General features: G+C 68.2%; 7 protein-coding genes. All 7 read right to left on the reverse strand.

Annotated elements, in window-relative coordinates; genetic code table 11:
- Positions 1-160: 160 nt before the first annotated feature.
- Positions 161-1,171, reverse strand: a complete 1,011-nt coding sequence (locus tag AX750_RS03955; protein ID WP_066723822.1) for a hypothetical protein — start codon at positions 1,169-1,171, stop codon at positions 161-163.
- Positions 1,172-1,319: 148 nt separating this feature from the next.
- On the reverse strand, positions 1,320-2,282 hold the full coding sequence (locus AX750_RS03960; RefSeq protein WP_066723819.1) for a GTP-binding protein: 963 nt from the start codon (positions 2,280-2,282) through the stop codon (positions 1,320-1,322).
- Positions 2,283-2,466: 184 nt separating this feature from the next.
- Entirely contained in the window at positions 2,467-3,414 is a 948-nt protein-coding gene (locus AX750_RS03965; RefSeq protein ID WP_066723815.1) for a metal ABC transporter substrate-binding protein, read from the reverse strand.
- A gap of 37 nt (positions 3,415-3,451) precedes the next feature.
- Positions 3,452-4,327: a metal ABC transporter permease gene (locus AX750_RS03970; protein ID WP_066723812.1), complete on the reverse strand. Its 876-nt coding sequence runs from the start codon at positions 4,325-4,327 to the stop codon at positions 3,452-3,454.
- Between the two features lie 174 nt (positions 4,328-4,501).
- A complete protein-coding gene (aztA, locus tag AX750_RS03975) occupies positions 4,502-5,236 on the reverse strand; it encodes a zinc ABC transporter ATP-binding protein AztA (RefSeq protein WP_066723810.1) in 735 nt (244 codons plus the stop codon).
- Positions 5,237-5,253: 17 nt separating this feature from the next.
- On the reverse strand, positions 5,254-5,403 hold the full coding sequence (locus AX750_RS25845; RefSeq protein WP_156446624.1) for a hypothetical protein: 150 nt from the start codon (positions 5,401-5,403) through the stop codon (positions 5,254-5,256).
- Positions 5,404-5,488: 85 nt separating this feature from the next.
- A partial coding sequence (locus tag AX750_RS03980; RefSeq protein WP_245282300.1) for a glucan biosynthesis protein D occupies positions 5,489-7,081 on the reverse strand: 1,593 nt, incomplete at its 5' end.

Raw genomic sequence — 7,081 nt, forward strand, 5'->3', positions numbered from 1 at the left:
AGGCGGGGTCGGCGCAGAGGATCTCGTTGACCGCGATCGCGGCAGCCTCCGGCAGGTCCGCGATCTCCCGCAGCAGCGCCTTGACGCGGTTGGCCTGTGCCGCCGCTTCGCTCTTGTCGGGGCCACCCTTGCCGAAGAGCCCGAAGCGCATCGTCGCAGCCTAGGCCGTGGGCAGGGTCAGAACGCCGGCCGCGCCGTCTTCCGTGCCGAAGGCGAGGCGTTTGCCGCCCTTGTCCCAGGCGAAGGCGGTGATGCCGCTGCCGCGCAGGGCCGGGCGCACCAGCAGTTCCGAGGCGTCGGTCAGGCGGATCATCAGGATGCAGCCATCGTCATAGCCGACCGCGAGGACCAGCGCCTTGGGGTGGAAGGCGACGCGGGTGACCTTGGCGTGGCGGGCGCCGCATTCGCGCGGCGCCTTGCCCTGCGGGCCGTCGCCCTGGAAGGGCCAGACGATGGCGGCGTCCGCTCCGCTCGAGGCCAGCCAGAGCCCGTCATGCGACCAGGACAGCGAGCGCGGCTTGGCCGGATAGCCGGTCATCCGCATATGGCTCGGCTTCTCGCCCAGGCGCCAGCCATGCAGCGCGTTCTCCTGCATCGAGGAGACGACGAAGCGCCCGTCCGGCGACCAGACGACGTCGAGATGCGAGCCCTTCCAGTCGAGGAACTCAGGCTTGGTCTGCGTCGCCGGATACCAGAGCGAGACGCCGTTCATCTGGCCGATGGCGAGGCGATAGCCCTTGGGCGCGAAGACCAGCCCCTGCGGGGTCGAAGCCAGGTCGAGCGAGGTGACGCGGCCCTTGTCGTCGCGGGCATGGACAGTGCGGCCGGTATTCCAGGCGAGGCTGCCGGAGGGTGAGAGCGTCACCGCATCGATCCAGCGCCGCTTCTCGTCGCGGGCGAGCTCGGCAGGGCCTCCGTCCGCCGTCAGCGCGACCACCCGTCCGTCATCGCCGCCCGTGATCAGCCGCTGGCCGTCGCCACAGGCGCAGAGGATGCCGCCGGCATGGGCCTCGACATTTTCGCTCACGCCGTCCGTCCAGCGCAGCACGCGGCCATCGGCGAGGGCGAGGGCGAGCGTCGATCCCAGCCAATGGGCGCCGACGACATGCGCTCCGGCCTCGACGGGGACGACATGCTCGCGCAGCGAGACGGGGGCGGTGGTCGTGTTCATGGCTGAGGCTTTAGAACGTTTTCGACGTGGCTTGAACCGTCATTGCGAGCGGAGCGAAGCAATCCAGGAGGCGTAGCGCACGCGGCTCTGGATTGCTTCGTCGCTGCGCTCCTCGCAATGACGGGAGAGCGCTCCGACTGCGGACGGCTCACGCCGCGCAGGCCTCGAAGCCTTTGCGCAGCTCGTTCTCGTTCAGGTCGCGGCCGATGAAGACGAGACGGCTTTCGCGCGTTTCGCCGGCCTTCCAGTCGCGCTGGAGATCGCCGTCCAGGATCATGTGCACGCCCTGGAAGACGAAGCGGCGCGGCTCGCCCTTGAAGGCGAGGATGCCCTTGGAGCGCAGGATATTGGGCCCCTGCGCCTGGCTGACATCGTTGATCCAGGGCATGAACTTCTCGGGATCGACATCGCCGGGGATCGTGAAGGACATCGAGCGGACCTCGTCCGAATGATGGTGGTGATGGCCGGATTCGAGGAAATCCGGCTCGATGTCGAGGATGCGGTCGAGATCGAAGGCGTTGCGGTCGAGCAGCTGGTCGATCGGCAGCGCGCAGCGCTCGGTCTTGTGCAGCTTGGCATAGGGGTTGATGGCGCGGATCGCGGCCTCGACCGAGGCGAGCTCTTCGGGCGTCACGAGATCGGTCTTGTTGAGCACGATCACATCGGCGAAGGCGATCTGGTTCTTGGCCTCCGGCGCGTCCTTGAGCCGCTCCTTGAGCCATTTCGCGTCGGTCACGGTGATCACCGCATCGAGCTTGGTGGCGTCGCCGACATCCTGGTCGACGAAGAAGGTCTGGGCGACGGGGGCAGGATCGGCGAGGCCCGTCGTCTCGACGATGATCGCGTCGAACTTGCCCTTGCGCTTCATCAGCCCGTCGAGAATGCGGATCAGGTCGCCGCGCACGGTGCAGCAGATGCAGCCGTTGTTCATCTCGAAGACTTCCTCGTCGGCGCCGACGACGAGGTCGCCATCGATGCCGGCCTCGCCGAACTCGTTGACGATGACGGCGAATTTCTTGCCGTGGTCCTCGGTGAGGATGCGGTTCAGAAGCGTGGTCTTGCCGGCGCCCAGATAGCCGGTGAGCACCGTGACGGGAATTTTCTCGGACATGGTCGATCCTGCTTCAACGAGGCGGTCCAGTGACACCGTCGGATCCGACATCCTCGCGGGTCATCCCGGCCGAAGCGAAGCGGAGAGCCGGGATCCATTCCCGAACGGGTCAGGAATGGATCCCGGCTCGGCGCCGCTGCGCGGCTTGTCCGGGATGACGTCGCGGTCGGGGTCCAGATGCCTCTCAGGCCGGGCCGGCGGCGAGCGCCTTTTCGATCTGGCTTATATTGTGTTTCATCATCGCGATGTAAGTCCCGGCCGGACCGGCCGCATCCGACAGCGCGTCGGAGAAGATCTGGCCGCCGACCCTGGCGCCGCTCTCCTTGGCGATCCGCTCGACGAGGCGTGGATTGGTGACGTTTTCGAGGAAGACGGCCGGGATCTTCTCCGCCTTGATCTGCCGGATGATGCGGCCGACATCCTTGGCCGAGGCCTCGGCCTCGGTCGAGACGCCCTGCGGCGCGATGAACTCGATGCCGTAAGCCTTCACGAAATAGCCGAAGGCGTCGTGCGAGGTGATCGCCTTGCGGCGATCGGCCGGAATGCGTGCGATCGCCGCCTTGACCTCGGCCTCGACCGCATCGAGCTGGGCGAGATAGCGCGTCGCATTGGCCTCGTAGTTCGCCTGGCCGGCCGGATCGGCCTTCACCAGGGCATCGCGGATGTTGGCGACGTAGATCTTGGCGTTGGCGACGCTCTGCCAGGCGTGCGGATCGTCCTGGCCGGCATGGTTGTGGCCGTGCTTGTCCTTCTTGCCGTGGTCGTGATCGTCGGCTTCGTTCTGCAGCGGCGTGATGCCGGTGGTCGCGGTCGCGATCGTCGCCTTGGTGCCGGACGACTTGATCAGCCGGGTGATCCAGCCCTCGAATTTCAGCCCGTTGACGACGACGAGCTTGGCCCCGGCCATCGCCTTCGCATCGGCCGGCGTCGGCGAATAGACATGGGCGTCGCCATTGGGGCCGACGAGCGTGGTCAGTGCGATGCGATCGCCGCCGACCTCCTTCACGAAGTCGCCCAGGATCGAGAAGCTCGCGACGACGGGCAGCTTCTCCTGGGCGGTGGCGGCCAGCGACGCCTGGGCGAGGATGAGCCCGGCGGCGAAGGCGCCGAGCAGGGCGCGACGGTTCGGCATGAGTGCCTCCAGTGAATGATGCAACACTATAACATCACTACGCCTGAAGGTGCCGGCGCGGCAAGAGCCGACGGGCGAGCCCGCCCTGCGTGCCGAGCAGGAGCGAGCCGAGATAGAGCGCGCCCGCCGCGAGGATGATTGCCGGCCCTGCCGGCAGATTGCTGCCCGCCGAGTAGGACAGCACCAGCCCGGCATAGCCCGCGACCATGCCGAAGCCGCTGGCGAGCAGGATCAGCCGCGTGATGTCGGCGGTCCAGAACCGGGCGGCCGCCGCGGGCAGCATCATCAGCCCGACCGCCAGCAATGTGCCCAGCGCATGGAAGCCGGCCACCAGATTGAGCACGACGAGGCCGAGGAAGGTGAGATGGACGAGGCCGCCGGAGCGGCTGACCGAGCGCAGGAAGCCGGGATCGACGCATTCCATCACCAGCGGGCGATAGAGCGCCGCGAGAGTCATCAGGGAGACCGTCGCCACCCCCGAAAGCAGGATCAGCACGTCGTCGTCGAGCGCCAGCACATTGCCGAAGAGGACATGGAAGAGGTCGACCGCCGAGCCGCGCAGAGAGACGATTGTGACGCCGAGCGCCAGCGAGATCAGGTAGAAGGCGGCGAGCGAGGCGTCCTCCTTGATCACCGTGACGCGGGCTACGGCTCCCGCCGCGAGCGCCACCGCAAAGCCGGCCGCGAGCCCGCCCAGCGTCATCGCCGGCAGCGAGAAGCCGGCGACGAGATAGCCGATCGCGGCACCGGGCAGGATGGCATGGGCCATGGCGTCGCCGGTCAGGCTCATCCGGCGCAGCATCAGGAAGACCCCGATGGCACCGCCCGAGACCGACAGTGCGACGACGCCGACCAGCGCCCGGCGCATGAAGTCGAATTCGGCGAAGGGGCCGATGAAGAGGTCGTAGAGCATGCAAACCTGTGGTCCGTTCAAGCGCGCCGTCGTCCCGGGCGGAGCGAAGCGCAGACCCGGGACCCATTCCGGAGCGCATGCCGGAGAGGTTCCGGAATGGATCCCGGGTCTCCCTTCGGCCGCCCGGGATGACCCGGCAGGGAATCTCTCAGAAGTGACGGACGTGAACCGGGCTCACGCCGCGTCGCGCTCGCACGGTTCCGCGTGGCTGTCGAAGGCCTCGACCATGCGGCGCGCCTTCAGCAGGTTGGCGGCGGTCAGAACCTCGGCGGTTGCGCCCCAGGCGACGCTCTCCCGCGCCAGCAGCAGCGTTTGCGGAAAGGCGCGGCGCACCGTCTCGATGTCGTGGAGGACCGCGACGACGGTCCGGCTTTCGCCATGCCAGCGCTGCACCAGCGCCAGCAGATCGGCGGTGGTGCGGGCGTCGATGGCGGTGAAGGGCTCGTCGAGCAGAATGATGTCGGCGTCCTGCAGCAGCAGCCGCGCGAAGAGGGCGCGCTGCATCTGGCCGCCGGAAAGCGCACCGATCGGCCGGCGCTCGAAGCCGGCGAGCCCGACGGCGGCGATCGCCGCCTCGATCTTGGCGGCGGCTCCGCCCCCGATGCGTCCGAAGATGCCGGCCCGGTTCCACAGCCCCATCGCGACGAGATCGTAGACATGGATCGGGAAGGAGCGGTCGAGCTCCGCCTGCTGCGGCAGATAGGCCAGGCGCCGGCCGCGAGCCAGGGCGATGTCGCCGCCCAGCGGAGATAACGCCCCGGCAATGCCCTTGAGCAGGGTCGACTTGCCGGCACCGTTGGGGCCGACGATGGCCGTCAGGCTGCCCGTGGCGATCTCGCCCGAGAGATGATGCACGGCCGGATGCCGGTCATAGCCCAGCGTCAGATCGGTCAGGCGGATGGCAGACATGGCGGCGGTTCCCCGCGTCACGCGATCACCGCGAAGGTCGCGATCCACAATAGGGCGACGACGCCGGCCGCCAGACCCATGCGCCCCAGCGCCGAGAGTCGCAGCAGCGACCAGCCCGGAGCCTGCGGGACGGCGTGGGTAACAGGATGGGCGTGCCGGTCAGCCATGTGCGATGATATACTGTTACAACACAGCAGAGGCAAGGTTGGTCGTCGGCCCGGCCGATCGCAGGCGGTCTCAGCGGCTGCCGCCTCAGAACGGCAGATACTGATACAGCCAGGTCTCGGTGAGCACCTTGTCGCCGGCCTTCAGGAAGCAGCGCATTTCGACCGGGTCCTGGCCTTCGACCGTCAGGTCGAACTGGGCGCGCCAGTGGCCGGGGACATCATTGGGCACGGCCTCGGCGAAGATGTAGGAATAGCTGCCGCGCGAGGCCGAGAGCACGACCTCGGGCTTCACGCCGAAGGGGATGGCCTCCAGCGCCGGCCCCTTGAACTCGACCATGAACTTGCGCACGCCCTTCGGGCGGGTCGTGCCGGGCTGGCCGCCATTGCCGAGCCGCGTGGCGACGACGCGACCGAGATCGCCCTGGAAGGGTTCGTCGGCGAGCCAGTGCAGCTTGTAGCGCAACGCGTAGGTGGCGCCCGCCTTGGCGGGACCGGCCGGCACCCACATGGCGACGATGTTGTCGTGGATCTCGTCGTCGGTCGGGATCTCGATGAGCTGGACCGCGCCCTTGCCCCAGTTCCCTTGCGTCTCGACCCAGAGGCTCGGACGGCGCTCGTAGAAGACGCCGTCGAGATAATGCCCGACCTCGCGGTCGCGCTGCACCAGCCCGAAGCCGCGCGGGTTGTCGTCCATGAAGGACGAGGCCATCGTGCGCGGCGGGTTGTTCAGCGGGCGCAGCGCCCGCTCGCCTGCGCCGGTCCAGAGCGCGAGGCCGTCGGAATCATGGACCTCCGGGCGCCAGTCGACGGCGGTCGTCTTGGCCTTCTCGGAGTACCAGTACATCGAGGTCAGCGGCGCGATGCCGAGCCGCTCGACATCCTTGCGCAGATGGATCTCGCTCTCGATCTCCATCGTCACGCCCTTGCCGCGATGCATCCGGAAGCGATAGGCGCCCGCCACACTGGGGCCGGACAGCAGGGCATAGACGACGACGAATTCGGCGCCAGGCTGCGGCGTCTCAAGCCAGATATGGGTGAAGTCGGGGAATTCCTCGGCCTTGCCCGCCACGGCGGGGTCGATGGCGAGGCCCCGCGCCGACAGGCCGTACTGGTAGAGCTCGCCGATGGCGCGGAAATAGGAGGCGCCGAGAAAGGCGACCCAGTCGTTCTTCTGCCACTCCAGCTTCTCGCCCTTGCGGCCGGGATGACCGGTGCGGCTCTCCTGGAAGCGGAAGCCGGCAAAGCCCGCCCCGCGCGGCAGTTCGCGCGCCGGCGAATCCGCCGGCATCTCGAAATAGCTCTCGTCATAGACGATCTCGCGGGCGCGGCCGCCCTCGACGACATGCATCCGGACCGGCTTCTGGAAGTAGCGGCCGAGATGGAAGAAGGTCACCGGCCAGGCGGAGGGACCGTTCGCCCAGAGGGCCATCTCCGGCTTGAAGCGGATCTTGCCATGGGCGTCGTAGTCGATCCGTTCCAGCACGTCGGGCCGCGGGCTCGGCGGCGCCTGATAAGGCTTCGCCGCCATCTCGCGGGCGCGCTGTTTGAGCGCGTCGAAGCCGAAGCTTTCCGCCTCGCCCAGCCGCAGCCCCTGCTGGGCCAACGCTTCCGGCGCAAAGCCGAGCGCGGCGAGTGCCGCGGTCGCACTGGCTCCGGCCAACAGCATGCGGCGGTCGGG

The organism is Methylobacterium sp. CCH7-A2, assembly GCF_001557075.1.
In the GTDB taxonomy this organism is placed as follows: domain Bacteria; phylum Pseudomonadota; class Alphaproteobacteria; order Rhizobiales; family Beijerinckiaceae; genus Allobosea; species Allobosea massiliensis.